General features: G+C 71.8%; 21 protein-coding genes. 1 reads left to right on the forward strand and 20 read right to left on the reverse strand.

What is annotated here, in order from left to right; genetic code table 11:
- Positions 1-49: 49 nt before the first annotated feature.
- The 14 genes from HWD93_RS12720 to HWD93_RS12785 form a co-directional block, all read right to left on the reverse strand.
- Positions 50-2,032: a primosomal protein N' gene (locus HWD93_RS12720; protein WP_261647002.1), complete on the reverse strand. Its 1,983-nt coding sequence runs from the start codon at positions 2,030-2,032 to the stop codon at positions 50-52.
- A 9-nt stretch (positions 2,033-2,041) separates the two neighbouring features.
- Entirely contained in the window at positions 2,042-3,256 is a 1,215-nt protein-coding gene (metK, locus tag HWD93_RS12725; protein ID WP_070416247.1) for a methionine adenosyltransferase, read from the reverse strand.
- A gap of 5 nt (positions 3,257-3,261) precedes the next feature.
- Positions 3,262-3,525, reverse strand: a complete 264-nt coding sequence (gene rpoZ / locus HWD93_RS12730) for a DNA-directed RNA polymerase subunit omega (protein ID WP_022906709.1) — start codon at positions 3,523-3,525, stop codon at positions 3,262-3,264.
- Between the two features lie 35 nt (positions 3,526-3,560).
- The gene (gmk, locus tag HWD93_RS12735) at positions 3,561-4,475 is read right to left on the reverse strand and encodes a guanylate kinase (protein WP_070416248.1); all 915 of its coding nucleotides are present in this window, start codon (positions 4,473-4,475) and stop codon (positions 3,561-3,563) included.
- The gene (gene pyrF, locus HWD93_RS12740; RefSeq protein ID WP_083414134.1) at positions 4,472-5,356 is read right to left on the reverse strand and encodes an orotidine-5'-phosphate decarboxylase; all 885 of its coding nucleotides are present in this window, start codon (positions 5,354-5,356) and stop codon (positions 4,472-4,474) included. Before pyrF ends, gmk begins: the two co-directional genes overlap by 4 nt.
- The gene (gene carB, locus HWD93_RS12745) at positions 5,353-8,631 is read right to left on the reverse strand and encodes a carbamoyl-phosphate synthase large subunit (RefSeq protein ID WP_261647003.1); all 3,279 of its coding nucleotides are present in this window, start codon (positions 8,629-8,631) and stop codon (positions 5,353-5,355) included. The genes pyrF and carB overlap by 4 nt, the downstream gene beginning before the upstream one ends.
- Entirely contained in the window at positions 8,631-9,830 is a 1,200-nt protein-coding gene (carA, locus tag HWD93_RS12750) for a glutamine-hydrolyzing carbamoyl-phosphate synthase small subunit (protein WP_261647004.1), read from the reverse strand. The genes carB and carA overlap by 1 nt, the downstream gene beginning before the upstream one ends.
- On the reverse strand, positions 9,830-10,372 hold the full coding sequence (locus tag HWD93_RS12755) for a hypothetical protein (protein WP_261647005.1): 543 nt from the start codon (positions 10,370-10,372) through the stop codon (positions 9,830-9,832). Before HWD93_RS12755 ends, carA begins: the two co-directional genes overlap by 1 nt.
- Positions 10,369-11,727: a dihydroorotase gene (locus HWD93_RS12760; RefSeq protein ID WP_071296273.1), complete on the reverse strand. Its 1,359-nt coding sequence runs from the start codon at positions 11,725-11,727 to the stop codon at positions 10,369-10,371. The genes HWD93_RS12755 and HWD93_RS12760 overlap by 4 nt, the downstream gene beginning before the upstream one ends.
- Entirely contained in the window at positions 11,724-12,695 is a 972-nt protein-coding gene (locus HWD93_RS12765; protein ID WP_261647006.1) for an aspartate carbamoyltransferase catalytic subunit, read from the reverse strand. The genes HWD93_RS12760 and HWD93_RS12765 overlap by 4 nt, the downstream gene beginning before the upstream one ends.
- On the reverse strand, positions 12,692-13,336 hold the full coding sequence (gene pyrR / locus HWD93_RS12770) for a bifunctional pyr operon transcriptional regulator/uracil phosphoribosyltransferase PyrR (RefSeq protein ID WP_261647007.1): 645 nt from the start codon (positions 13,334-13,336) through the stop codon (positions 12,692-12,694). The genes HWD93_RS12765 and pyrR overlap by 4 nt, the downstream gene beginning before the upstream one ends.
- Before the next feature lie 24 nt (positions 13,337-13,360).
- Positions 13,361-13,837 (reverse strand): transcription antitermination factor NusB, encoded by a 477-nt coding sequence (gene nusB / locus HWD93_RS12775; RefSeq protein WP_071303729.1) that lies wholly within the window; start codon positions 13,835-13,837, stop codon positions 13,361-13,363.
- Positions 13,838-13,848: 11 nt separating this feature from the next.
- On the reverse strand, positions 13,849-14,412 hold the full coding sequence (gene efp / locus HWD93_RS12780; protein WP_022906721.1) for an elongation factor P: 564 nt from the start codon (positions 14,410-14,412) through the stop codon (positions 13,849-13,851).
- Between the two features lie 157 nt (positions 14,413-14,569).
- On the reverse strand, positions 14,570-16,261 hold the full coding sequence (locus HWD93_RS12785) for an AarF/ABC1/UbiB kinase family protein (RefSeq protein WP_261647008.1): 1,692 nt from the start codon (positions 16,259-16,261) through the stop codon (positions 14,570-14,572).
- A 303-nt stretch (positions 16,262-16,564) separates the two neighbouring features.
- On the opposite strand from HWD93_RS12785, the gene HWD93_RS12790 reads away from it, so the two are divergent.
- Entirely contained in the window at positions 16,565-16,744 is a 180-nt protein-coding gene (locus HWD93_RS12790; protein ID WP_071296268.1) for a hypothetical protein, read from the forward strand.
- A gap of 1 nt (position 16,745) precedes the next feature.
- On the opposite strand, the gene aroB is transcribed toward HWD93_RS12790, so the two are convergent.
- The 6 genes from aroB to alaS form a co-directional block, all read right to left on the reverse strand.
- Positions 16,746-17,852, reverse strand: a complete 1,107-nt coding sequence (gene aroB, locus HWD93_RS12795) for a 3-dehydroquinate synthase (protein WP_261647009.1) — start codon at positions 17,850-17,852, stop codon at positions 16,746-16,748.
- On the reverse strand, positions 17,849-18,436 hold the full coding sequence (locus HWD93_RS12800; protein ID WP_261647010.1) for a shikimate kinase: 588 nt from the start codon (positions 18,434-18,436) through the stop codon (positions 17,849-17,851). Before HWD93_RS12800 ends, aroB begins: the two co-directional genes overlap by 4 nt.
- Positions 18,433-19,653 (reverse strand): chorismate synthase, encoded by a 1,221-nt coding sequence (aroC, locus tag HWD93_RS12805; RefSeq protein ID WP_070419062.1) that lies wholly within the window; start codon positions 19,651-19,653, stop codon positions 18,433-18,435. Before aroC ends, HWD93_RS12800 begins: the two co-directional genes overlap by 4 nt.
- A gap of 45 nt (positions 19,654-19,698) precedes the next feature.
- Positions 19,699-21,345, reverse strand: coding sequence for an endolytic transglycosylase MltG (gene mltG, locus HWD93_RS12810; RefSeq protein ID WP_261647011.1), 1,647 nt, complete (start codon positions 21,343-21,345; stop codon positions 19,699-19,701).
- Positions 21,346-21,445: 100 nt separating this feature from the next.
- Positions 21,446-21,898, reverse strand: a complete 453-nt coding sequence (gene ruvX, locus HWD93_RS12815) for a Holliday junction resolvase RuvX (RefSeq protein WP_092386988.1) — start codon at positions 21,896-21,898, stop codon at positions 21,446-21,448.
- Positions 21,898-24,555: an alanine--tRNA ligase gene (gene alaS / locus HWD93_RS12820; RefSeq protein WP_261647012.1), complete on the reverse strand. Its 2,658-nt coding sequence runs from the start codon at positions 24,553-24,555 to the stop codon at positions 21,898-21,900. Before alaS ends, ruvX begins: the two co-directional genes overlap by 1 nt.
- Positions 24,556-24,570: the final 15 nt, after the last annotated feature.

Consider the following 24,570-nt stretch of genomic DNA (forward strand, 5'->3'; position numbering starts at 1 on the left):
GCGCACGACCGGCGCGACGGCCCGCGCCCGGCAGCGCGCGGCCGGCCGGTCAGACCTCGCTGAAGGGCTCCGCGTCGTCGAGCCGCACCCGGAGCGCCGGCGCCGCCCGACGCCGGTTCCCCCCGGGCAGCACCCGCCGCGTGGACGCACGCCGGATCACTTCGGCCTTGAGGGTCGCCGCCACCTCGGCACCGTGCGCGTACGGGAAGCGCACGATCGCACGGACGGTTCCCGGGAGTGCGTCGTCCTCGACGGGTACCGGACCGAGCACGGGGCCGACCGTGAGACCGTCGAGCGCCTCGACCGCGGCCGTCACCGCCTCGTCCGTGCCCGTCAGCGTCGCGACCCGCACGGCCGGTGGGAAGTGCAGCTCACGGCGGTCGGCGAGCTCGTCGTGCGCCGGACCGTCGAGCCGCCACAGCGCCATGGCCGTCGCGAGCTTCCCGCCGATGCCGACGAGGTACGCCTCGGCGCCCGGGGCTCCCTTGGCGGCGGCGTTCGTCCAGAAGCGCAGCACGTCCTCCTGCACGCGGAGCCCCTCGCGCGCGAGCATGCGCTCCCCGTCGAGCAGGAGCACGCACGCGTACCCGCCCGGGACGCTCGGCTCGGCACCGCGGGTGGCGACCACGACCGAAGGGCGCGCCGGGACCTCGTCGAGCGGACGGGAGCCGTCGGCCACCACGATGCGCGTGCCTGGGAACGCCCGGCCGAGCTCGTCCGCGGTGCGCTGCGCCCCCTGCCCGACCGGCTTCACCGTGCCGTTGCCGCACGTCGGGCAGCGGAACCCGACCGCCAGCGCACCGCAGAACCGGCACTGCGGCGTCGCGCCCCGGTGCGGGCTGCCGAGCGGACCGCCGCAGATCCGGCAGTGCGCCCGCTCACCGCACTCGGCACAGACGAGCCCGGTGCCGAATCCCGGACTGGCGACCTGCACGAGGACGGCTCCGTGCTGGCTGGCCTCGCGCGCGGCACGCCACGCCGAGCTCGGGATGCGGGCCTGTGCCGCGTACCCCTCGGCACCGGTCTGCTGGACGGTCGGGATGACCTTGGGTGTCTTCGCCCGGTACGGCGTGACCTCCTGCAGCCAGTGCAGCTCGACGAGCCGTTGCACGTCGGTGCTCCGGGCGTGCGACAGGAACAGCAGCGCGGCCCCGGACTGCGCGGCCCGGACGAGGGCGACGTCCCGGGTGTGCACGTACGGGGCACGCGGCTCGATGAACGAGGCGTCCCCGTCGTCCCACATGGCGATGAGTCCGAGCTCGGTCGCCGGCGCGTACACCGCCGTGCGGTTACCGATCGCGACGACCGCGTGGGTCCTCGCCTGCAGCAGGGCCTTCGCCCGCTGCCCGTTCGTCTGCTTGGCATCGAACCGGACGACCCGCTCCGGCGGCAGCACCGCGAGGAGTGCACGCTCGAGGTCGGTGACGTCGCGGAAGTCCGGCACGGCGATCACGGCCGACTGCTCCGCGGCGACCGTGTGCGCGGCCGCCTGGGCGAGCGTGGCGGCCCACCCGGGGACCCAGACCGGCGCGTCGGCGGCACCGAGCGCTGTCGGGTGGGGGACGGCGGCGACCGCAGCGCGACCGTGGTCGGCGACCAGCGCCTCCAGGACGCCGTCGGCGTAGCCGGTGACGGGCGGCGGCTCGACCGCCGGTGGCGACCACGCGGTGTCGCGGGCCAGCCAGGCCTTCTCGGCACGGACCTGGCGCGTGGGCACGGCGAGCCGGAGCACGTCGGACGCCACCCCCGCGGCACGGTCGGCCACGGCGCGCGCGAGCGACCAGATCTCCGGCGCGAGGACCGGGACCGGGGAGACGACCGTCTCGATGGCGCTGAGCTCACCCGGGTACTCACCCTCGGTGACGATCTCGACCACGTAGGCGTCGGACATGCGCGCACCGGTGCGGAGCGGCACCTTGACCCGCACCCCCGGCACGCAGTCGTCCTCGAGCCCGTCCGGCACCCGGTAGTCGAACAGACGGTCCAACTGCGGGAGCGGCGAGTCGAGGACGACGCGCGCGACGGTGGTCACGCCGAGGCCTCAGACGGCAGCGGCGACGAGTCCTGCGGCGGCGCGGAGTTCCTCGACGCGGTCGAGCTGCTCCCAGGTGAACCCGGGGAGCTCGCGGCCGAAGTGCCCGTACGTCGCGGTCTTCGCGTAGATCGGACGGAGCAGGTCGAGGTCGCGGATGATCGCGGCCGGCCGGAGGTCGAAGACCTGCAGGATCGCGGCCTCGATCGTGGCGTCGTCGACGTGTCCGGTGCCGAACGACTCGACGTAGAGCCCGACGGGCTTCGCGCGTCCGATCGCGTAGGCGACCTGCACCTCGAGCCGGTCGGCGAGGCCCGCGGCGACCGCGTTCTTCGCGACCCAACGCAGCGCGTAGGCGGCCGAGCGGTCGACCTTCGAGGGGTCCTTGCCGCTGAAGGCGCCGCCACCGTGGCGGGAGGCACCGCCGTAGGTGTCGACGATGACCTTGCGTCCGGTGAGGCCGGCGTCGCCCTGGGGGCCGCCGATCTCGAACCGGCCGGTCGGGTTCACGATGACGTCGACGTGCGACGAGTCGAGGTCGACCTGGGCGAGCACCGGACGGATCACGTGCTCGGTCACCGCGGCGGTGAGCTCGTCGAGCGTCACGGACGGCGAGTGCTGCGTGGAGAGCACGACGGTCTCGACGGTCTTCGGCACGACGCCGTCGTACCCGACCGTGACCTGGGTCTTGCCGTCTGGACGCAGGAACGACAGCTCGCCGGACTTGCGGACCGCGGCCAGTCGCTCGGCCAGGCGGTGCGCCAGCCAGATCGCGACCGGCATGTACTCGGGGGTCTCGTTCGTCGCGAAGCCGAACATGATCCCCTGGTCGCCGGCGCCCTGGCGGTCGAGCGGGTCCACGCCGGCGCCGGAGCGCGCGTCGAGGGACTCGTCGACACCCTGGGCGATGTCGGGCGACTGCGCACCGATCGAGACCTCGACGCCGCAGGTGTGGCCGTCGAAGGAGACCTCGGACGAGTTGTAGCCGATGCCCGTGATGACGTCACGGACGAGCTTCGGGATCTCGACGTAGCCCGAGGTCGTGACCTCGCCGGCGACGTGCACGAGCCCGGTGGTGACCATCGTCTCCACCGCGACGCGTGCGTGCGGGTCGACGGTCAACAGCGCGTCGAGGATCGTGTCCGAGATCTGGTCGCAGATCTTGTCGGGGTGCCCCTCCGTCACCGACTCGGACGTGAAGAGGCGCAGGCTGCTGCTCGTCACCGCGGTCAGTCGGTGGGCTGCTGCTGCTTGGTGACGGTGAGCTTGTCCTCGTTGATCTCGTGCAGTGCGACGGACAGCGGCTTGTCGTCGATCGTCGAGTCGACCAGCGGGCCGACGTTGTCGAACAGCGAACCCTCGTGCAGGTCGGCGTAGTAGTCGTTGATCTGTCGCGCGCGCTTCGAGGCGAAGATGACGAGCGCGTACTTCGACTCCACCTTGGCGAGCAGGTCGTCGATGGGCGGGTCGATGATGCCCTGGGGGTTGGCCATGGTGTCTCCAGTCGACGGAACGGGGGGACGCCCGGTCAGGGCGCAGTGAACAAGTCTACGACCTCACGCGCCGCGGTGCCGACATCGGAGTTCACGATGCGCACGTCGAACTCGTCCTGGGCGGCGAGTTCGACCTTGGCGGTGTCGAGCCGGCGCGCCTGTTCCTCGGCCGATTCGGTGCCCCGGCCGATCAGTCGGCGCACGAGTTCCTCCCACGACGGGGGCAGCAGGAAGACGAGCACCGCGTCGGGCATGGCGTCCCGGACCTGGCGTGCGCCCTGCAGGTCGATCTCGAGCATCACCTTGTCGCCGGCGTCGAGCGCGCGGTCGATCGGCGGCCGGGGCGTGCCGTACCGGTACGAGTTGTGGACGGTGGCCCACTCGAGGAGTTCGCGGTCGCGGATCATCCGGTCGAACTCGGCGTCGTCCACGAAGTAGTAGTGCACGCCGTCGACCTCGCCCGGACGCGGCTTGCGGGTCGTCGCCGAGACGCTGAGGTTGACGTCCGGGTACTGCTCGCGGATGTACGCGCTGACCGTGCCCTTGCCGACCGCGGTGGGGCCGGCGAGGACCACGAGCTTCGACGACCCGCGCTTGCGACCGCGGGCCGCGAGCCAGTCGGCGAGCTCCGACCGCTGCCGGGTGCCGAGGCCGCCGAGGCGCTTCGACGGCGCGATCCGCAGCTCGCCCATGATCGACTCCGCCCGTGCCGGTCCGATGCCGGGGAGGCTCGTGAGCAGGTCCCGCACCCGCAGGGACTTCTCGGCCGGTGCGTCGGCGTCCGACCAGGCGGTGCGGGCGACCTCGAGTGCGGAGCGCTCCCCCGACGCGACGGCGGCCTTGACCGCGGCCCGGGCACGACGGGCGGCCACCGCAGCGGCAGCCGCTGCGACCCGGTCGACCTCGGGTGGGTTCCGGTGTGCGGGCAGGCCGTCGCGGTCCGTCGTCATGCGGCGGCCCCCAGCGCGGCGCGGATCCGGTCCGCACGGTCGGTCACGAGGGCGGCGACGCCGTCGGGACCGTCGGTGAGCAGACCGCGCGACTCGCTGACGAGCACCTGCTCGGCGCGGGCGCCGTACAGCGCGCGGAGGTCCTCGATGCGGGCGCCCTGGGCACCGAAGCCCGGGGCGAGGATCGGCGATGTGCCGATGGTGTCCGCGTCGATGCCGAAGTCGTCGAGGTCGAGGGTCGCGCCGAGCACGAGCCCGACGTCGCCGAGGGGCTGGTCGCCGCCTCTCCGGTTGTCGTCTGCCACGTCCAAGACGATACCGGCAGCGACGCTCCGCCCCGAACGAGGTCCCTCGGCGAGCACCGCGGTCTGCAGCACGCGCGCCTCGGGATTGCTCGTGGCGGCGAGCACGAAGACCCCGGCACCGTTCCGGCGAGCCACGTCGACCGTTCCCGCGAGGGAGCCGTAGCCGAGGTACGGCGACACCGTCATGGCGTCGGCGGCGAACGGACCGTCGCGGTCCAGCCACGCGAGCGCGTAGTCGTCCCCCGTCGACCCGATGTCGCCGCGCTTGACGTCGGCGACGACCAGGAGGCCCGCATCGCGTGCCCGACGGATCGTCGCGTCGAGCGCACGGTAGCCCGCCACCCCCGCGGCCTCGAAGAACGCGATCTGCGGCTTCACGACCGCGGCGCGGCCGGCGGCCGCGTCGACCAGGGTCGCGCCGAACGCGGTCAGGCCCTGCTCGTCGCGGCCGAGCCCCCACGCCGCCAGGGTGGCGGCGTGGGGGTCGATGCCGACGCAGAGGGCGGAACGCGACCCGATGGCGGCCGCGAGCCGGACGCCGAAGGAGGCCGCGCCTCCTGTACCGGGGTCGCTCACCAGGTGGCGCGCTCGAGCGCGTAGTCCTGCAGGCTCCGCACGCTGTGCGGCGACCCGATCGTCTCGATCGCCGCGACCGCGGCCCCGAGCTGCGCGATGGTCGTGAACAGCGGCTTGTCCGCCGCGACCGTCGCCGCACGGATCTCGTACCCGTCCGCACGACCGGCGGCACCCGACGGCGTGTTGATGACGATGTCGACCTCGTTCCGGGCCAGCAGGTCGACGACGCTCTCGCCGCCCTCGCTGTACTTGCCGACGAGCGTGACCTCGATGCCGTTGCGGCGCAGGATCTCCGCCGTGCCCTCGGTCGCCGTGATCGTGAAGCCGAGCTGCTGCAGCCGGTGCACCGGGAGCACGATGGCGCGCTTGTCGGTGTCGGCGACGCTCACGAACACGGTGCCGCTCGTCGGCAGCCCGCCGTACGCGGCTTCCTGCGACTTGAGGAAGGCCCGCGGGAAGTCGCGGTCGATGCCCATGACCTCGCCGGTGGAGCGCATCTCCGGGCTGAGCACCGAGTCGACGACCTGGCCGTCGTGGGTGCGGAACCGGCGGAAGGGCAGCACGGCCTCCTTCACGGCGATCGGGGACTGGATCGGCACGAACGCGCCGTCACGGGCGGGCAGGAGCCCCTCGGCGACGAGCGTGTCGATCGTCGTGCCGGTCATGATCCGCGATGCGGCCTTGGCCAGCGGGATGCCGAGCGCCTTCGAGACGAACGGGACCGTGCGGCTGGCGCGCGGGTTCGCCTCGAGGACGTAGAGCACGCCCGCGCCGATGGCGAACTGCACGTTGAGCAGGCCCTGGACGCCGATGCCGCGCGCGATCTTCTCGGTCGCGTCCACGACGCCCTGGATCTCGGCACGGCCGAGGCCGACCGGCGGCAGGGTGCAGGCCGAGTCGCCGGAGTGGATGCCGGCCTCTTCGAGGTGCTCCATGATCCCGCCGATGTAGAGCCGCTCGCCGTCGAAGAGCGCGTCGACGTCGATCTCCACCGCGTCGTCGAGGAAGCGGTCGACCAGCAGCGGGAGCTCCGGGCCGATGATCGCCTGGTCGGCCATCCGGTCGAAGTAGTCCGCGAGCGACGGGGAGTCGTACAGGATCTCCATGCCGCGGCCGCCGAGCACGAAGGACGGGCGGACGAGGACGGGGTAGCCGATCTCCTCGGCCACCGCGGTCGCGCTGGCGAGGTCGTGGGCGGTGCCGTTCCGGGGCGCGAGCAGGCCGGCGGCGTCGAGGATGGCGGAGAACTGGCCGCGCTCCTCGGCGGAGTCGATCGCGCTCGGGCTGGTGCCGAGGATCGGGATGCCCGCTGCCTCGAGCGGCTTCGCGAGCCCGAGGGCCGTCTGGCCGCCGAGCTGCACGACCACGCCGACGAGCTCACCGGAGGCCGCCTCGGCCTCGATGACCTCGAGGACGTCCTCGGTGGTCAGCGGCTCGAAGTACAGGCGGTCCGAGGTGTCGTAGTCGGTCGAGACCGTCTCCGGGTTGCAGTTGATCATGATCGTCTCGAACCCGGCGGCGCTCAGCGCGAAGGACGCGTGCACGCAGGAGTAGTCGAACTCGACGCCCTGCCCGATGCGGTTCGGGCCGGAGCCGAGGATGACGACCTTCTTGCGGTCGCTCGGGGCGACCTCGGTCTCGGCGTCGTACGACGAGTAGTGGTACGGCGTGAGGGCCGGGAACTCGCCGGCACAGGTGTCGACGGTCTTGAACACCGGCCGGATGCCCTCGGCGTGACGGGCGTCACGGGCCTGCTGCTCGGTGATCCCGCGCAGCGACGCGATCTGCGCGTCGCTGAAGCCGTGCTCCTTGGCCCAGCGGAGGGTGTCGGCGTCGAGGGTCTCGGCGTTCTCGACCTCCAGAGCGACTTCGTTGATCAACACGATCTGGTCGATGAACCACGGGTCGATCTTCGTGGCCTCGAAGACCTCGTCGGCGGTGGCGCCCGCGACGAGCGCCTGCTGCACGGTGACGATGCGACCGTCGGTCGGGATCGTCGACTTCTGCAGCAGGGCGTCCTTGTCGAGCTCGGCCGCCGGGGTGTCCCAGTGGAACGACGAGCCGCGCTTCTCGAGCGAGCGGAGCGACTTCTGCAGCGCCGTCGCGTAGTTGCGGCCGATGGCCATCGCCTCGCCGACGCTCTTCATCGTCGTGGTGAGCGTGGCGTCCGCCGCGGGGAACTTCTCGAACGCGAACCGCGGGGTCTTCACGACCACGTAGTCGAGCGTCGGCTCGAAGCTGGCCGGGGTGACGCGGGTGATGTCGTTCTCGATCTCGTCGAGGCGGTACCCGATCGCGAGCTTCGCGGCGATCTTCGCGATCGGGAAGCCGGTCGCCTTCGACGCGAGCGCCGAGGAGCGGGAGACGCGCGGGTTCATCTCGATGACGATGACGCGGCCGTTCGACGGGTCGACGGCGAACTGGATGTTGCAGCCGCCGGTGTCGACGCCGACGCGACGGATGATGTCGATGCCGATGTCGCGCATGTTCTGGTACTCGCGGTCGGTCAGCGTCAGCGCGGGGGCGACGGTGATCGAGTCGCCGGTGTGGACGCCCACGGGGTCGACGTTCTCGATCGAGCAGATCACGACGGTGTTGTCGTAGTTGTCGCGCATCAGCTCGAGCTCGTACTCCTTCCAACCGAGGATCGACTCCTCGAGCAGGACCTCGGTCGTCGGGCTGGACTGCAGCCCGTCGCCGACGAAGCGGACGAGTTCTTCCTCGTTGTAGGCGAAGCCGGAGCCGAGGCCGCCCATGGTGAAGGACGGCCGGACGACGAGCGGGTAGCCGAGGTCCTGCGCGTACTCCTTCGCCTCTTCCAAGGTGTGCGCGATGTGGCTGCGCGCGACGTCGGCACCGGACTCGAGGACGAGCTCCTTGAAGAGCTGGCGGTCCTCACCGCGCTGGATGGCGTCGACCTTCGCGCCGATGAGCTCCACGCCGTACTTGTCGAGGATGCCCTCGGCGTCGAGCTTGATCGCGGCGTTCAGGGCGGTCTGGCCGCCGAGGGTCGGCAGCACGGCGTCCGGCTGCTCGATCTTGATGATCTCCTCGAGCGAGGCGCTCGTGATCGGCTCGATGTACGTCGCGTCGGCGAAGTCCGGGTCGGTCATGATCGTCGCCGGGTTCGGGTTGACGAGGATCACGCGGACGCCCTCGGCACGGAGGACGCGGCACGCCTGGGTGCCGGAGTAGTCGAACTCGGCGGCCTGCCCGATGACGATCGGGCCGGAGCCGATGACGAGGACGGAGTTGATGTCTGCGCGCTTCGGCATCAGTTGGCTTCCTTGGTGATGTCTGCTGCGGGGGTCGTGGCGTCGGCGGTCGCCGCGTCGAGCGGCTCCCCGTCGCGACGCTCGCGCACCAGGTCCGCGAACCGGTCGAAGAGGTACATGGAGTCGTGCGGGCCGGCCGCCGCCTCGGGGTGGTACTGCACGCTGAACGCGGGCACGTCGAGCGCGCGGAGGCCCTCGACCACCTGGTCGTTCAAGGAGTAGTGCGAGACCTCGACGCGACCGAAGCCGGCCGGTGACTCGACGACCTCGCCGAGGGGCGCGTCGACCGCGAAGCCGTGGTTCTGGCTCGTGATCTCGACCTTGCCGGTCACGGTGTCGAGCACCGGCTGGTTGATGCCGCGGTGCCCGAACGGGAGCTTGTAGGTGCCGAACCCGAGGGCCCGTCCGAGCAGCTGGTTGCCGAAGCAGATGCCGAAGAACGGGCGCCCGGTCTTCAGGCTGCCCTGGAGCAGCTCCACCTGGTCGTCCGACGCGGCGGGGTCGCCGGGGCCGTTCGAGTAGAAGAGCGCGTCCGGCGCGAGGGCCTCGAGCTCGTCGGCGGTGATGTCCTGCGGCACGACGTGCACCTCGAACCCGCGCTCGGCGAGGTACCGCGTGGTCGAGGCCTTCACGCCGAGGTCGAGCACGGCAAGCTTGCCGATCTGCTCGCCGACCGCGGGGACCACGTAGGTCTCGGGCGTCGACACGATCGACGAGAAGCTCGCGCCCGCCATCGTGGCCTGCGCGCGGACCGCGTCGAGCTGCTCCGACTCGGACAGCGCGGCGTCGGCGCCGCTGAACACGCCGCCCTTCATGGCGCCCGCGTCGCGGATCCGGCGGGTGAGCGCCCGGGTGTCGATCCCGGAGATGCCGACGATGCCGTCGCGCACGAGGTGGTCGTCGAGCGACGCGTTCGCGCGGTGGTTCGACACGACGCGGCTGGGGTCGCGCACGACGTAGCCGGCGACCCAGATGCGACGGGACTCGGGGTCCTCGTCGTTCACACCCGTGTTGCCGATGTGCGGCGCGGTCTGCACCACGATCTGTCCGGCGTAGGAGGGGTCGGTGAGCGTCTCCTGGTACCCGGTCATGCCGGTCGCGAAGACCACCTCGCCGAGCGTGCGCCCGCGGGCGCCGTAGGCCCAGCCGTCGTACCGGGTGCCGTCCTCGAGGACCAGTACGGCCCGTTCGCGTGTCATCAGTTCGTCCCTTCGCCCGCGGTGTGCGGGTGTTCGTGCTTCGTCGACAGTCCCCGCAGGGCGGCCAGTGCTGCGCCGTCGCCCTCCGGGAACCGGAAGTAGGTGTCGAGGTCCGACGCACCTGCGGCGCCGGTCGCCGTCCATCGCAGACGGACCAGTCCCCCGGGCTCGACCACGCGGTCGATGGCCCACGTGGCGCGGTCGGCGCCGCGGACGGCGGAGGCTTCGATCCAGCGGTCCGGGGTGCCGGCGTGGTGGAGCACGACGCCGGTGTCGTGGACGGTCACGCCGCCGCGGCCCCGGAAGCCGAGTCCGCCAGCGGTGATCCGCTCGAGCGGTTGGTCGGCACGGGTCGTCGCGACGGTGAAGCCGTCCCAGGACCCGGCCGCCGGTCCGACGTCGGTCGGCACCGGGACGGGAGGCACGGATTCCGCCTGCTTCCTCGCCCGCGTCCGCCAGGTGCGTGCCATGGCGACGAACAGCGCGACGACGAGGGCGAGGATGATGCCCCCTTCGAGCCAGCGCAGCGCGTCACCGCTCATGCCGTCGCCTCCGCCCGCGCGGCGCGCGCGTGTCCGGCGACCGTCTCGGCGTCGACGAGCTCCCCCGCCAGGAGCGTCGGGTACCCGTGGTGGAAGGTCGCGACGACCCGGCCCGGGAGCCGCATGCCGAGGTACGGCGAGTTCTGCGACTGCCCGGCGAGGTCGGCGACGGAGAACTCGCGGACGGCCGTCGGGTCGTACAGGGTGATCTCGGCCGGTGCGCCCTCGGCGATCCGCTGCCCGTGCCCCTCGACCTGGCCGATGCGCGCGGGCGCCTCGGACAGGACGCGCGCGACGTCGGCCCAGTCGAGCCGGCCGTCGTCGACCACGGCGGCCTGCACGACGCTCAGCGCGGACTCGAGGCCGACCATGCCGTTCGCCGCCGCGGGCCACTCGCAGCACTTCGCCTCGGCCGTGTGCGGCGCGTGGTCGGTCGCGACGATGTCGATCGTGCCGTCGGCCAGGGCGGCCCGGAGCGCGTCGACGTCCTCGCGGGAGCGCAGCGGCGGGTTGACCTTGTACCGGGCGTCGTAGCCGGGTGCGCCGTCGTGCCCGGCGATGAGGTCCTCGGTCAGCACCAGGTGGTGCGGCGTGACCTCGGCGGTGACGTCGATGCCGCGGGACTTCGCCCAGCGGATCACCTCGACGCTGCCGGCGGTCGAGACGTGGCACACGTGCAGCCGGGCCCCGACGTGGTCGGCGAGCAGCACGTCGCGGGCGATGATCGCCTCTTCCGCGACCGCCGGCCAACCGGCGAGCCCGAGCTCCGACGACAGCCGGCCCTCGTTCATCTGGGCGCCGATGGTCAGCCTCGGCTCCTGCGCGTGCTGCGCGAGCACCCCGCCGAAGCCCTTGATGTACTCGAGCGCCCGGCGCATGAGGAGCGGGTCGGACACGCACGAACCGTCGTCCGAGAAGACCCGGACCTTCGCCCGGCTCGTCGCCATGGCGCCGATCTCGGACAGGTGGGTGCCCTGGAGTCCCTGGGAGACCGCGCCGATCGGGCGCACCGTGACGTACCCGGCGTCGTCGCCGAGCGCCTGCACCTGCTCGACCACACCGGCGGTGTCCGCCACCGGCGACGAGTTCGCCATCGCGTTGACGGCGGTGAAGCCGCCCGCGGCCGCGGCACGCGAGCCGGTGAGGACCGTCTCCGACTCCTCGAAGCCGGGCTCGCGCAGGTGGGTGTGGAGGTCCACGAGACCGGGCAGGGCGATCAGACCGTCCGCGTCGACGACCGTGGCGCCGGCCGCGTCGAGACCGGACCCGACCGCGGTGATGCGCCGCGCCTCCAGGCGGATGTCGGCACGCGTGCCGTCGACCAGCTGCGCGCCGCGGATCAGGTGGGCGGTCATGCGACGGTCTCCTTCGTTGCTGCGGTCGCTTCGGCCCCGGTCAGGGCCAGGTAGAGCACGGCCATCCGGACCGACACGCCGTTCTCGACCTGCTCGACGACCGTCGAGCGGGGGTCGTCGGCGGCGACGCCGGCGATCTCGAGCCCGCGGTTCATCGGGCCCGGGTGCATGATCAGCGTGCGCTCGTCGAGCCGGGCGAACCGGCTCGCCGTGAGGCCCCAGTGCCGGGTGTACTCGCGCGGGTTCGGGAAGAACGCATCGTTCATCCGCTCCTGCTGGATGCGCAGGGTCATCACGACGTCCGGGTCCTCGGCGAGGGCGACGTCGAGGTCGTGGTGCACCGCGGCGCCGAACGGCGTGCTCGAGACCGGGAGCAGGGTCGGCGGCGCGGCGAACGTGACGCTCGCGCCGAGGGTCTGCAGGAGCCAGGCGTTGCTCCGGGCGACCCGGCTGTGCAGCACGTCGCCGACGATGAGCACCCGGACGCCGTCGAGGGCCTGGCCGCGGCTGCCGGCACCGTGCAGGCGCCGGCGCATCGTGAACGCGTCGAGCAGGGCCTGCGTGGGGTGCTCGTGCGTGCCGTCACCGGCGTTGACGACCGGGACGTCGATCCAGTCGGCGTCGGCGAGGACCCGCGGCGCACCGGACGCGCCGTGGCGCATCACGATGCCGTCGATGCCCATCGCGCCGAGGGTCTGCACGGTGTCCTTGAGGGACTCGCCCTTGGAGACGCTCGAGCCCTTCGCCGCGAAGTTGAGGACGTCGGCGGAGAGGCGCTTGGCGGCCGCCTCGAACGAGATCCGGGTGCGCGTGGAGTCCTCGAAGAAGAGGTTCACGACGGTCTTGCCGCGCAGCGCGGGGAGCTTGCGGACCTCGCGCGTGTTGACCTCGGCCATCTCCTCGGCGACGTCGAGGATGTGGATCGCCTCGGCGCGGGAGAGGTCGGCGGTGGAGAGGAGGTGCTTCACGCTGCACCCCCGTCGCCCTGCTCGATGACGACCTCGTCGGTGCCGTCGGTCTCGGTCAGCCGGAGCGTCACCCGCTCGTCGGAGGCCGTCGGCAGGTTCTTGCCGACGTGGTCCGCGCGGATCGGGAGCTCGCGGTGGCCCCGGTCGACGAGCACGGCGAGCCGGACCGCCCGCGGGCGACCGATGCCCTGGAGCGCGTCGAGTGCCGCCCGGACCGTGCGACCGGAGTACAGGACGTCGTCGACGAGGACCACGACCTTGCCGTCGATGCCGCTCGCCGGGATGGTCGTCCGGTGCGGCGCGCGACCGATGCCGTGGCCGAGGTCGTCGCGGTGCATCGTGACGTCGAGCGTGCCGACGCGGTGCGACCTTCCGGCGTCCGCGCCGGTCGCTGCCGGTTCGCTCGTCCGCTCGGGCTCGATGTCCGCCCACTCGGGCTCGATGTCCGCCAGGATGCGGTCGAGCCGCTCGGCCAGGACGGCACCCCGTGTCGGGATGCCCAGGAGCACGAGGTCCGAGGCACCGTGGTTGGCCTCGAGGATCTCGTGCGCGATGCGTGTCAGAGCACGCGTGATGTCGGAGTGCTGCAGGACCGTTCTGGTGCCCACGCCGACCTCCTTCCCCGCCTCACCGGACGGCATTAAAGGATGCTGACGTGGTCAACCCTACCGGGACTCCTGGTCCTCTGCGACCGTCCGACCGGACGGTGCACCGCTCGACTTCTCGCCCGGCGCGCGGCCGCCGGCGACGGCCCCGAGCACACCGTTGACGAACCCGGCGGACTCCTCCGTCGAGAGCGACTGGGCCAGCTCGACCGCCTCGGCGATCGCGACCGCGTCGGGGACCTCGGGGTTGAACCGGAGCTCCCAGACGCCCATGCGCAGGATGCAGCGGTCGAGCACCGGCATGCGGGCGATCGACCACCCCTGGGCGTGCTCGACGATCACGGCGTCGATCTCGTGGCGGGCGTCGTCGACACCCGTGACGATCTGGCGGGCGTAGTCCCAGCTGGAAGCACGCTCCGGCTGGTCGAGGTGCCGGACGGTCTCGGTCGCGAGGACGTCCGCGATCGGGAGCTCACGCACCTCGGCTACGTACAGCATGTCGAGGGCGCGCTTGCGGGCCTTCGAACGAGCACTCATACGGGCGTCGCCTAGGAGTTGACGCGGCCGAGGAAGCTGCCGTCGCGCGTGTCGATCTTCACCGTGGTGCCGCTCTCGAGGTAGAGCGGGACCTGGATGCGGTGGCCGGTCGCGATGATCGTCGCGTCCTTCGTGCCACCGGACGAGCGGTCGCCCTGCAGGCCGGGCTCGGTCTCGACCTCGGTCACGATCGACGTCGGGAGCTCGACGTAGAGCGGGTTGCCCTCGTTCATCGCGATGGTGACCATCGCGGACTCGAGCAGGTAGTTCTTCGCGTCGCCGACGACCGTCGCCGAGACCGGGATCTGGTCGTAGGTGTCGGTGTCCATGAACACGTAGGAGTCGCCGTCCTCGTAGAGGAACTGGTAGTCACGGCGGTCGACCGTCGCGGTGTCGATCTTCGCGCCCGCGTTGAAGGTGCGGTCGACGACCTTGCCCGACACGACGTTCTTCAGCTTGGTGCGGACGAACGCGCCGCCCTTGCCCGGCTTGACGTGCTGGAACTCGACGACCGACCAGAGCTGCCCGTCGATGATGAGAACGGCGCCGTTCTTGATGTCAGTGGTACTGGCCATGAGTCTTCGATGTCCCGTTCGATCGTGTTGTGAAGGTCTGCGGACCGCGCTGGGTCCCGGACGAGTGTAGCGGACGGGTCGTGGCGTCCCCGCGCAGTGCGCGCTGCGCCTGCGCCTGCGCCTGCGCCTGCGCCTGCGCCTGCGCCTGCGCCTGCGGTCACTCTCGTCGTCGCGCGCGGATCGCGTCGACCGCCGCCCAGGCGAGCAGCACCACCGCCGCTCCCCCGAGCAGCGCTCCGGCCACCCCGGTCGAGATGACCGCCGTCGGCCGGGCCGGCAGCGCGAGGTACACGATCGACAGGATGCCGGCCCCGGCGCCGAGCAGCACGAGCAGCACCCGCCGGACCACCCCGTTCAGCGTCCGTCGGTCCCGCCGGTCCGCGAACAGCCGGATGTTGACCGACAGCTTGCCGGTCTCGATCGCCTCGCCGATGCGGTCCACCCGGCGCGGCAGCCGGCGTGCGGCCGTCACCGCGCCGAACAGCTCGCGCACCGCCACGTCCCGGAGCTTGCCCGGTCGCAGCTGGTCGCGGATCTGCTCCGAGGCGAGTCCTCGTGACTCCTCGAGCAGGTCGAACGAGGGGGCGAGCGTGCGCAGCGTCCCCTCGAAGATCGCCAGGGCGCGCGCGGCGGCGACGAAGTCCGGCGGCGCCTTCAGCCGGTACCGCCCGAACACCGCGACGGCGTCGTCCACCGTCTCGACGCCGATCCGGGCACCCGGACCGAGCTCGTCCGCGACGAAGCGCGCGATGTCCCGGCGGAAGTCGGGTTCGTCCTGGGCGTCCCGGACCGGTGCCATCCGGAGCACCGCGTCGGCGATCCGCGAGGTGTCGTCCTGGATGTAGGCGGCGAGCAGCTCCTGCACGATGTCCCGGAGGCCGGGGTCGAGCCTGCCCACCGAGCCGAAGTCGATGAGCGCCGGCCGGCCGTCCGGCAGCAGCAGGACGTTCCCGGGGTGGAGGTCACCGTGGTACACCCCGTCGAAGACGACCTGCCGGAGGAACGCCCGGAGGATCGACCGCATCGGCTGGTCGAGGTCGCGGTCGCTGCGCTCGGCCCGGATCGCGCTGAGGGTGTCCCCCTCGAGGAACTCCATCACGAGCACGCGCCGACCGGAGAGCTCCGGGTACGGGTCCGGGAAGCGCACCTCGTCGGGGCGTGCGCTCCGGCGCTGCGCAGCCCGCAGTGCCTCGAGGTTCCGGAGCTCCGAGCTGAAGTCGACCTGCCGCACGAGGTCGTCGGCGTACTGCTGGGCCACGTCCTGCACGCCGACCTGACGGGCCTCGACGGACCAGCGCGCCATGAACCGCACGACGCGGAGGGCGATGTCGACGTCGCGCCGCACGGCCTGGTCGATGCCGGGCCGCTGCACCTTGACGGCGACGCTCGTGCCGTCGGCGAGGCGGGCTCGGTGGACCTGTGCGATCGACGCCGCGGCCACCGGGACCGGGTCGAAGGCCGCGAAGACCTCGTCCACGGGCGCGCCGAGTTCGCGTTCGAGCAGCGCTGCGACCTCGTCCGCGGGTGCCGGGGACACGTTCCGCTGCAGGTGCGCGAGCCCCTCGGTCCACTCCTCGGGGAGCAGGTCGTCGCGGGTGGAGAGGAGCTGGCCCATCTTCACGAACCCGCCGCCGGCCTCCTCGAGTGCACGGCGCAGGTGCTCGGCCTGGCTGCGGCGGAGGTCCGAGTTCGCCGGGTCGTGCGAGAAGTCCAGGCGCCGGAACGGGACGAGGCCGTGCCGGCGTGCGATCGACAGCAGCTCGGTGAACCGGCGGGCACGGGACCGGACGGACCCGGGGTCGGTCGCGTCCGGTGTGGACAGGTCGCTCAGGCGTGGCGGGGTGGGCACGGTTCCAGTCTGCTCCCCCGCCCTGCGTGGTCGGTTCCTCCACAGCCTGGAGGCGCGGCTCGCCGTCCCCAGGTCGGCCGACGCCCTTCCTGCGGCCGCCTCCACTGCGTCAGGCTGGGATCGATTCACCTGGTCCGTTTCGCAGCACCAGAGTGATCAGACATACGACATTTCGACAACTGTGCTCCGGCGACTCGCCGACGTATCGTGGTGGTCCAAGGCGGACCGGCGGCTCGCAGACCGCGCGTTGCGCCGCCAAGTCCCTCGGAGCAGGCCGACCGTCGAGACGAAGGAGCCGGAGTGATGCCGATCTTCAGACGCCTCCCGGATGCGCTCGATCCCGACCGCGACGACGACGCGTACTGGGCATGGGAGAACGGAGCGACCATCGCCGAGTTCCACGAGTGGAAGCGGACGGATGTCCTCACCGTGTCGATGCGGGTGAAGTGGTGGTGGCGACGGACCCGCCGCGTCCTCCGCTGAGCTAGACCCCGACCTCCTGGTAGGCGGTGAAGAGCAGGTGGTCCTCGGGTCCCTCGAGCGTGACCGGCTTGCCGACACCGTCGAGGATGATGAACCGGAGCATGCCGGCGCGGGCCTTCTTGTCACGACGCATCGTGGCGAGGAGACCCTCCCAGCGGCCGATGCCGTAGGTCGTGGGCAGCTCGAGCGACTCGAGGATCGCGCGGTGCCGGTCCACCGTGGCGTCGTCGAGGTGTCCGGTGAGGCGCGCGAGCTCGGCGGCGAAGACCATCCCGACCGCGACGGCCGCTCCGTGTCGCCACTGGTACCGCTCGGCGTGCTCGATGGCGTGCCCGAGGGTGTGCCCGTAGTTCAGGATCTCGCGGCGGCCCTGCTCGGTGAAGTCGTCCGAGACGACCTGCGCCTTGAGCTCGATCGCGAGCTCGACGACGCGACGGAACTCCGGCGTGGTCGGGTCGGTGACGCGATCGACGTCGGCCTCGATGATGTCGAGGATCTCCGGGACGGCGATGAAGCCGGCCTTCACGATCTCGGCGAAGCCCGTGAGGATCTCGTTGCGGGGCAGCGTGGCGACGAGGTCGATGTCGGCGACGACCGCGCGGGGCGGGTAGAAGGCGCCGACGAGGTTCTTGCCCTCGTTGGTGTTGATGCCGGTCTTGCCGCCGACGCTCGCGTCCACCATGCCGAGGACGCTCGTGGGGATCGCGACGTACGGCACCCCGCGCAGCCAGGTCGCCGCGACGAACCCGGCGAGGTCGGTCACGGCACCACCGCCGAGGCCGATGACGGCGTCGGTGCGGGTGAAGTCGGACTGCCCCATGATCTGCCAGCAGAACGCGGCGACCTCGACGCGCTTGGCACCCTCGGCGTCCGGGACCTCGGCGATGAGGGCCTCGAGGCCGGCGTCGACGAGCAGGTCGCGCAGCGCGTTCGCCCGGGCGCCGAGCGTCGGGGCGTGCACGATGAGGACCTTGGCGACACGGGGGCCGAGGAGCGCCGGCACCGAGCCGAGCAGGCCGTTGCCGACGGCCACGACGTACCCGTCCGCGCCGCCGACGCGGATCTCGGTGGTGCCCTCGGGGAGGACGGACTGGGTCGGGTCGGTCACACTGTTCCTTCGCTCGTGGGTGCACCGGTGCGGACCGGAGGGGTTCCGTCGCGCAGCCACGCGACGACGTCGTCGACGACGCGCGACATCGGCCGGCGCGAGGTGTCGAACACCGCGTGCGCGAGCTCGGCGTACGTCGCCGCTCGCGCGTCCATGATCGTCTGCCACGCGTCGATGCCGCCGTTCGCCAGGAGCGGGCGGTCGCTGCCGGCGATCCGGTCGGCGACGGCCTCGGGCGAGACGGTCAGCAGGACGATGCGCGCTCCGGCCATGGCCTCACGCGTGGCGACGTGGGTGACGGCCCCGCCACCGACGGCGATGACGCCCCCGGTCGACAGCGCTGCCCGGACGGCTGCCGCCTCGAGTGCACGGAAGGCGGCCTCGCCACGGTCCGCGAATATCCCGGGGATCGGACCGTGCTCGCGGACGATCACCCGGTCGGTGTCGGTGAACGGGACGCCCAGCGCCTTCGCCACGCGCTTGCCGACGCTGGACTTGCCGGCGCCCATCGGCCCGATGATGACGACCGGGGCTGCGGGACCGGCCGACGGCGACGCCGCCGTCGGCTCGGGTGCGTGCGTCACCAGGCCGTGGAGTGCTCGGCGGCCTCGGTGCTGCGGGTGCGCAGCGTCTCCGGGATCGACGCGAGGTACGCGTCGAGGTTCCGCTTCGTCTCGACGACGTTGTCGCCACCGAACTTCTCGAGCACGGCGTCGGCGAGGACGAGCGCGACCATGGCCTCGGCCACGACACCGGCAGCCGGCACGGCACAGACGTCGGAGCGCTGGTGGTGCGCCGAGGCGTCCTCACCCGTGGCGACGTCGATGGTGTGCAGCGCGTGCGGGACGGTCGCGATCGGCTTCATGCCGGCGCGGACGCGCAGCACGGTGCCCGTGGACATGCCACCTTCGGTGCCGCCGGCGCGGTCGGACGTGCGGTAGATCTCGCCGTCTTCGCGGAAGAGCTCGTCGTGCGCCTCGGACCCGCGGCGGGCAGCGGTCGCGAAGCCGTCGCCGACCTCGACGCCCTTGATCGCCTGGATGCCCATGATCGCCGCGGCGAGACGAGCATCGAGCCGGCGGTCCCACTGCACGTGCGATCCGAGTCCGGGCGGGACGCCGTAGAACAGCACCTCGACGACGCCGCCGAGGGTGTCGCCGTCCTTCTTCGCGGCTTCGACCTCGGTCACCATGCGGGCGGAGGTCTCGGCGTCGAAGCACCGCAGCTGGTCGTCGTCGAGGCGGTCGACGTCGTCCGGCAGGGGCAGCGCGGTGCCGTCGGGGACGCGGACCGTGCCGACCTGCAGCGTGTGCGCGACCGATCGGATGCCGAGCTCGGCCAGGAAGGACTTCGCCACGGCGCCGAGCGCGACCCGGGCCGCGGTCTCGCGAGCGCTCGCGCGTTCGAGGATCGGGCGGGCCTCGTCGAAGCCGTACTTCTGCATGCCGACGAGGTCGGCGTGGCCCGGACGCGGGCGGGTGAGCGGGGCGCTCCGACCACGGGAGAGGTCGGTCTGCTCGACGGGCTCGGGGTTCATGACCTCGACCCACTTCGGCCACTCGGTGTTGCCGATGCGGATCGCGATCGGGCTGCCGAGGGAGTAGCCGTGCCGGACGCCGCCGGAGACGTGCAGTTCGTCCTGCTCGAACTTCATGCGGGAGCCGCGGCCGTAGCCGAGCTTGCGTCGCGCGAGATCGGTACGGATGGACTCGAACGACACCGGGACACCCGCGGGCAGGCCCTCGAGCATCGCGATCAGTTCGGGTCCGTGGGACTCACCAGCAGTCAACCAACGAAGCATGGTGTCCATCTTCCCACAGCCCGGGCCCCGTGCGACGCCGCTCGACTACTGGTAGTCGGGGTGTGCCCGGAGCCACGCCTGGAACTGGTCGACGGCGACGAGGTGCTGCGCGTACGTGTCGGAGAACACCGTCTCGCCGGTCTCGAGGTTCACCGTCACGAAGTACAGCCACTTCCCCTGCGCCATGTTCGTGACGGCCTTGATCGCGATGTCGCCGGGGTTCGAGATCGGTGCCGGCGGCAGGCCGTCGTGCACGTAGGTGTTGTACTTGTTCGACGCGTCCTTGCGCTCGGCGTCGGTCGTCGTCACCCGGTGGGTGTTGCCCGTGCCGTAGGCGACCGTCGCGTCGGACTGCAGCGGCATGTCGATGTCGAGCCGGTTCTGGAACACCCGCGCGACCTTCGGGTAGTCGGCGGCGAGGCCGGCCTCCTTCTGCACGAGCGAGGCGAAGACGATCACGCGCTCCTGGTCGGCCTCGGCCACACCGGCGGCCGAGAGGTGCTCCTTCATCGTGTCGACCATCGACTTGAAGTACTCCGTCGCGCTCCACCCCGGGTTGATCGGGTAGGTCGCGGGGAACAGCCAGCCCTCGAGCGTGGTCGTGTTCGCCGGCAGGTCGTACGCGGAGAGGTCCTTCGCCGCGGCGGAGACCTCGGCGGCGGAGAGTCCAGCCTTCGAGACCATGCCGGCCTCGATGTCCTTGAGCGCCGTGCCCTCGGGGATCACGATGGAGGCTTGGACGCGGTTGTCCTTGTCCTGCAGCGCCGCGAGGGCCGCCTTCGAGCTCATCTTCTTCTTGAGCGCGTACGACCCCGGCTGGAACTGGACGTCCGGCGAGGCGAGCAGGAGCTTGTAGAAGACCTTCGAGTCCTTCACGACACCGCTGCGCTGCAGGGTCGCGGCGACGTTCTCGCCGATGTCGCCCTGCTTGATGGTGATCGTCACCTTGCTGGTGCCGTCGCCGGAGTAGTCGTCGGGCTCCTGGGAACCGCTGATGGCGGCGACGAGCTGCTGGACCTTGGGCGCCGCGAAGGAGTACGCGGACACCCCGACCGCGAGGACCACCGCGACGATGACGATGCCCGCGATGAGCGGGCCGCGACGACGCTTCGGACGCGGCTCTCGCGGGCCGCGTGGCGACCTGGAGGCGCCCCCACGTCCACCGCGACCGCCGCGTCCACCGTCTCCCGCGCCTCCGGGGCCGTTGCCGGGTTGGTCGGGACCACCTGCGCCGGCACCCGCGCCGGCGGCCGTGGCCGCGCCGGCGTCACCGCCGCGTGCCGCGGCACGCGCGTCGTCGTCGACGTGGAGTTCGCCGGTGAGGAGCGCGTGCACGTCCGGGTGCAGTCCGTCGGGTGACGACGCCACCGGGGCGTCCGCGGCGGCGGCGCGACGGTCGACGTCGGCTCGGCCGAGGTCGGGACGGTCGGCGCTCGACCCGGCCGCGTCGGTGCTTGCCGGGCTCGCGTCCGCGGGGCCCGCGTCGGCGCGCGCCCGCGCGGCTTCGGCGGCGCGTGCTTCGCGTCGGGACATCGGTCGACCGGTCGCGTCCGGGGCGCCGTTCCGAGCACCGGTGGTGTCGCCCGCGTCACCGCGTGCGTCGCGGGTCTCCGCACGGTCGGAAGTCGTCTTCCGCCGCTCGGCGTCGTTGCCGGGCGCGATGATCGCGTTCCAGTCCAGGTCGTCTGCCAACGGTCCTCGGGTCTCTCGGTCGGGAACTCCGTCTGGGCTCGGGGTGCTGGGCGACGGTGTGGCAGCCGCGTTCAGGCGAGCACTGCGGTGGTCCGCAGTTTCAGGGGAGCGTGGCCCCGGGTGGGGCACTGGCCGCACGCTCGTGGTCGAGCGCGTGTTGCAGAATGATAACAGCGGCCGCTTGGTCGATCACGGCGCGGGACTTCTTCGTGTTCTTGCCGGCCTGGTGCAGGCCGCGCTGGGCCGTCACGGTCGAGAGCCGTTCGTCGACCAGGCGCACCGGACGGTGTTCCGCCAGGCGCCCGGCGAACTCCCGGGCGTCCGCCGTGGAGGGAGTGTCCCCGCCCGACATCGAGAGCGGCAGCCCGACGACGATCTCGAGGACGTCGTACTCCTCCGCGATCTCGAGGATCCGCCGGACGTCCGTGGCGTCGTGCCGGGCGACCGTCTCGACGGGCGTCGCGAGGAGCCCGTCACGGTCGCACACGGCGACCCCGATCCGGGCGCGGCCGACGTCGACGCCGAGCCGGCGCCCGGAACGGATCGCCACGATCAGGCCGCGAGCCGGTCGGTGACCGCACGGAGGGCCGCCGGGAGCGCCGACGCGTCGGTGCCACCGCCCTGCGCGAGGTCCGGCTTGCCGCCGCCACCACCACCGAGGACGCCGGCGGCCTCCTTCGCGAGCGGTCCCGCCTGCACACCGGCGGCGCGGGCGGCGTCGTTCGTCGCGACGATGACCACCGGCTTGTCGTTGATGACCGCGCCGAGGACCACCACGGCGGCACCGTCGCCGAGCTGGCTGCGGACACCGGTCGCGAGCGCGCGGAGGTCGTCACCGGACTGGAGTCCCTGGACGGACTCGGCCACGACGGTCGTCGCACCCACCGTCGTCGCCTGGCGTGCGATCGCCGGGACGCGCTGCTGGAGGTTGGCGGACTCGAACTCGGCGACGCGCTTCTGCGCCGTCCGCAGGTCCTCCATCAGGGACTGCACGCGGGTCGGCAGGTCCTCTCGGGGGGCCTTGAGTGCGCTCGACAGCTGGGACACGATGGTCCGCTCGACGGCGAGGTCGCGGAAGCCCTCGAGCCCGACGAGCGCCTCGACGCGGCGGTTGGTCGAACCGACGCTCGACTCCCCCACGAGGTTGACGAGACCGACCTGGGCGCTGGACCCCACGTGCGTGCCACCGCAGAGCTCACGGGACCACGGGCCGCCGATGTCGACCATGCGGACCTCGGAGCCGTACTTCTCGCCGAACAGCGCCTGTGCGCCGAGCGACTTGGCCTCGTCGAGCGGGAGCACGCGCGTCGAGACCTCGAGGTCGGAGCTGATCGCGTTGTTCACGACCTCCTCGATCTCGGAACGGGTCTCGAGCGAGACCGGCTGCGACCACGAGAAGTCGAGCCGCATGTAGCCCGACTTGTTGTACGAGCCGGCCTGGAGTGCCTCCGGGCCGAGGATGTCGCGCAGTGCGGCGTTCACGAGGTGCGTCGCGGAGTGCGCCTGAGTCGCACCGCGGCGGTACTCGGCGTCGACCACGGTCGTCGCCAGCGCACCGACACCGACCTCGCCCGAGCGCACCTGGACCGTGTGGCTCCACAGACCGGCGACGGGACGCTGCACGTCGAGCACCTCGAGGTCGAAGCCGTTGCCGACGATCGAGCCCTGGTCGGCGTCCTGACCACCGGACTCGGCGTAGAGGGAGGTCTCGCCGAGGATGACCTCGGCGATGTCGCCCGCGACCGCACGGTCGACGCTCACGCCGCCCACGATGATGCCGAGGATGTTCGTCTCGGCCTCGAGCGCGTCGTAGCCGAGGAAGACGGTCTCGCCCTTCGCCCGGAACGCGCTGTAGACGCTGAGGTCGGCGAGTGCGGTCTTCTTGCTCTTGGCGTCCGCCTTCGCCCGCGCCCGCTGCTCGGACATCAGGGTCTCGAACGCGGACCGGTCGACCTGGACGCCGGCTTCCTCAGCCATCTCCATCGTGAGGTCGATCGGGAAGCCGAAGGTGTCGTGCAGGAGGAACGCCGTGTCCCCGCCGATCGAGGGCGCGCCGTCCTGCTTCGCGCGCTCGACCGCGACGTCGAGGATCGTCGTGCCCTGCGCGAGCGTGCGGAGGAAGGTCTCCTCTTCCGCGTAGGCGATGCGCGCGATGCGGTCGTAGTCGCTGCCGACCTCGGGGTAGGCGTCGCGCATGGCGTCGCGCGACGCGGGGAAGAGCCGGGGGAAGGTCGCACCCTCGACGCCGAGCAGGCGCATCGCGCGCACGGTGCGGCGGAGCAGGCGGCGGAGGATGTAGCCGCGGCCCTCGTTCGACGGGGAGACGCCGTCGGCGATGAGCATGAGCGCCGACCGGACGTGGTCCGCGATGACGCGCATGCGGACGTCGTCCTCGTGCACGGCGCCGTACCGACGACCGGAGATCGCCGCCGCCTCGTCGAGGACCGGGCGCACCTGGTCGATCTCGTACATGTTGTCGACGCCCTGCTTGATGAAGGCGACGCGCTCGAGCCCCATGCCCGTGTCGATGTTCTTGTTCGGCAGCTCGCCCGTGATCTCGAAGTCGTACTTCGAACGGACGTCGGCGATCTGGTACTGCATGAACACGAGGTTCCAGATCTCGACGTAGCGGTCGTCGTCGGTCGCCGGACCGCCGTCGATGCCGTACTCCGGACCGCGGTCGAAGAAGATCTCGGAGCAGGGGCCCGCCGGCCCGGGCTGCCCGGTCGACCAGTAGTTGGTGTCCTTGCCGAGCCGCTGGATCCGCTCGTCGGGGAGCGAGGAGTGCTGCTTCCAGAAGGCGATCGCCTCGTCGTCGTCCTCGTACACGGTGACCCAGAGGTCGTCGGGCGAGAAGCCGAGCCCACCGTCCGGCTCGGGCGTCGTCAGGAACTGCCAGGCGTACTCGATCGCCTGCTCCTTGAAGTAGTCGCCGAACGAGAAGTTGCCGTTCATCTGGAAGAACGTGCCGTGCCGCGGGGTCTTGCCGACCTCTTCGATGTCGTTCGTGCGGATGCACTTCTGGACACTCGTGGCGCGGGGGTACGGGGCGGGGACGAGCCCGGTCAGGTACGGGATGAACGGCACCATGCCGGCGACCGTGAACAGGAGCGAGGGGTCGTCCGAGACGAGCGAGGCGGACGGGACGACGGTGTGGCCGCGGTCACCGAAGAACTGGAGCCAACGGCGGCGGATCTCTGCGGTCTGCATGGTGCTTCCTGGTTT

Origin of the sequence: Curtobacterium sp. C2H10 (assembly GCF_025407985.1) — a bacterium.
GTDB lineage: Bacteria > Actinomycetota > Actinomycetes > Actinomycetales > Microbacteriaceae > Curtobacterium.

Coding starts and splice junctions, on each gene's coding strand:
- rpoZ (WP_022906709.1), bottom strand. CDS start 3,525: ATGGCCAACCCCCAGGGCATCATCGACCCGCCCATCGACGACCTGCTC.
- gmk (WP_070416248.1), bottom strand. CDS start 4,475: ATGACGACGGACCGCGACGGCCTGCCCGCACACCGGAACCCACCCGAG.
- carB (WP_261647003.1), bottom strand. CDS start 8,631: ATGCCGAAGCGCGCAGACATCAACTCCGTCCTCGTCATCGGCTCCGGC.
- carA (WP_261647004.1), bottom strand. CDS start 9,830: ATGACACGCGAACGGGCCGTACTGGTCCTCGAGGACGGCACCCGGTAC.
- HWD93_RS12755 (WP_261647005.1), bottom strand. CDS start 10,372: ATGAGCGGTGACGCGCTGCGCTGGCTCGAAGGGGGCATCATCCTCGCC.
- HWD93_RS12760 (WP_071296273.1), bottom strand. CDS start 11,727: ATGACCGCCCACCTGATCCGCGGCGCGCAGCTGGTCGACGGCACGCGT.
- pyrR (WP_261647007.1), bottom strand. CDS start 13,336: ATGCCGTCCGGTGAGGCGGGGAAGGAGGTCGGCGTGGGCACCAGAACG.
- nusB (WP_071303729.1), bottom strand. CDS start 13,837: ATGAGTGCTCGTTCGAAGGCCCGCAAGCGCGCCCTCGACATGCTGTAC.
- efp (WP_022906721.1), bottom strand. CDS start 14,412: ATGGCCAGTACCACTGACATCAAGAACGGCGCCGTTCTCATCATCGAC.
- HWD93_RS12790 (WP_071296268.1), top strand. CDS start 16,565: ATGCCGATCTTCAGACGCCTCCCGGATGCGCTCGATCCCGACCGCGAC.
- aroC (WP_070419062.1), bottom strand. CDS start 19,653: ATGCTTCGTTGGTTGACTGCTGGTGAGTCCCACGGACCCGAACTGATC.
- alaS (WP_261647012.1), bottom strand. CDS start 24,555: ATGCAGACCGCAGAGATCCGCCGCCGTTGGCTCCAGTTCTTCGGTGAC.